Here is a 1,727-nt window from a genome sequence, read left to right on the forward strand (position 1 = left end):
GATGCGGCGCTGGGTCCTTCAGGAACACGTATGGGCCAAGCTGCTCGACGCGGCAGGATTCACCCGCATCACCGTCGACGTCCTGCCCGCCACCGGCGGGCCCCGCACCGCCGACACGCTCCTGGTGAGCGCACACCGACCGTCCTAACAACTTGGTGCGCGATTGCCTGGGACAACGCGTTCGGGCGGAGCGGGACTATCGGACGTGCTGGGTAAGGCCGAACAGAGCGCCGGTGGGATCGCGCATGACCAGGTCTCCGTTGGAGTCCTGGCGAACTTGGGTCGCACCGAGCTGTCGGGCCTGCTTGGCGTCGGCATCGGGTCTGTTGGTGGCGAAGCTGACCAGCCAGAGTGATCGCTGCACTGTCGGTTTCCCCGGAGGCTTGCCGGTGGCGGCGATGGAGTTGTCCGGCAACCGGAACTCGGTGCGCTCAGGGTTGGAGTTCCAGTGCAGTGCTGGTCGGTAGAAGGCGGCGGCATCCGCGGAGTGGTCGGTGAGCAGGCTGATGCCGGCGAAGGTGCCCGGTTCGTGGTTCAGCTGCATGCCGGTGTGGGTGCCGGGCTGCCAGAGTGACAGTGGTGCGCCGACGGGGTCGAGAGCGACGGCGTAGCGGCCGAGCGTCCCGACTTCGGTGGGGGCCACGATGATCCGGGCGCCCAGGTTCGTGAAGCGGGTGGCGGTGGCTTGGATGTCCGACACGGTGACGTTGATCGTCCAGTAGGGTGCGCCTGCGTCCTCGGCCGGCCCCAGGGCGGCGACGAGATGTCCGCGCAGCGTGCAGAGCCGGTAGCCGTTGGGGTCCGGTTGGGCGACGGTCCAGCCGAACAGCGCGTTGTAGAAGGCCGTCGTCGCCTCCGTGTCGGGAGTGCCGAGGTCGATCCAGCTCACGGTGTTCTCGGCGTGTCGCGTGATGTTCATCGAGATGCCTCTTTGTTGGGACCGCCTCGCCCAGGCAGCGGAGCGAGGCGGTGTCCAGAGCTGACTCCGCGGCGCCCTGCGGTGTCAGGTGTAGTAGGGCGAGTTCAGGTCGATGCTGGCGTCCTTGACGATGTCGCCGTCGAACAGTCGTGTCGTTGCCGGGGCTCCGGCCCGGCGGGCTTCTTCGGCGAAGGGGCCCTGGGCGAAGGCCAGGGCGTTCTCGGCGCTGTCGAACTCGTAGAAGCCACCGATGGTGTGGGTGCCGATCCCGGACAGCCACGTCTTGCGGATCAGGCCCGGCGCGGTCTTCAGTGCCGCGTTGATCTGGTGCCAGTCGAACCGATCGAACGGCACTGCCGCCTGGATCTCGGTGTAGAGAAAGGTCTTGCCCATCACGAACCTCCGGTTTCGGGGGCTGTCCCGCCCACGCCACTAGTACGTGCGTCCTAGCGGGGCGAGCATGAACTAGGATGGTCGTACTAGTCAAGGGGGTCGCGATGGCCGCGGACACGAAGTCCCGCATGATCAGCGCAGCAATCGGACTGCTGCAGCGCCACGGCCTGGCCGCGATGTCTTTCACCGACGTCCTGGCCGAGAGCGGTGCCGCGCGCGGAGCGATCTATCACCATTTCCCGGGCGGCAAACAGCAACTCGCACTCGAAGCCGCCCGCCGCAACGCAGAAGACGTCCGCAGCCACCTGCACGAACTGCCGGCCCGCACGCCACGCGAAGTCGTGGAGGCGTTCCTCGGCAACGTCCGCCCCGTGGTGCAGGCGTCCGCCGGGGGCGGCGGCTGCGCAATCGCGGC

The 1,727-nt window shown here is 67.8% G+C and carries 3 protein-coding genes; 1 reads left to right on the forward strand and 2 read right to left on the reverse strand.

The window, feature by feature from the left end; genetic code table 11:
- Positions 1 to 196: 196 nt before the first annotated feature.
- Both ABT300_RS43825 and ABT300_RS43830 read right to left on the reverse strand, forming a co-directional pair.
- Entirely contained in the window at positions 197 to 919 is a 723-nt protein-coding gene (locus tag ABT300_RS43825) for a VOC family protein (RefSeq protein WP_351688713.1), read from the reverse strand.
- A gap of 84 nt (positions 920 to 1,003) precedes the next feature.
- Complete coding sequence (locus ABT300_RS43830; protein ID WP_351688716.1) at positions 1,004 to 1,315, reverse strand: hypothetical protein; 312 nt, start codon at positions 1,313 to 1,315, stop codon at positions 1,004 to 1,006.
- A gap of 101 nt (positions 1,316 to 1,416) precedes the next feature.
- On the opposite strand from ABT300_RS43830, the gene ABT300_RS43835 reads away from it, so the two are divergent.
- A partial coding sequence (locus ABT300_RS43835; RefSeq protein ID WP_351688718.1) for a TetR/AcrR family transcriptional regulator occupies positions 1,417 to 1,727 on the forward strand: 311 nt, incomplete at its 3' end.

This window comes from Streptomyces sp. NPDC001027, from assembly GCF_040299045.1.
In the GTDB taxonomy this organism is placed as follows: domain Bacteria; phylum Actinomycetota; class Actinomycetes; order Streptomycetales; family Streptomycetaceae; genus Streptomyces.

Coding starts and splice junctions, on each gene's coding strand:
- ABT300_RS43825 (WP_351688713.1), bottom strand. CDS start 919: ATGAACATCACGCGACACGCCGAGAACACCGTGAGCTGGATCGACCTC.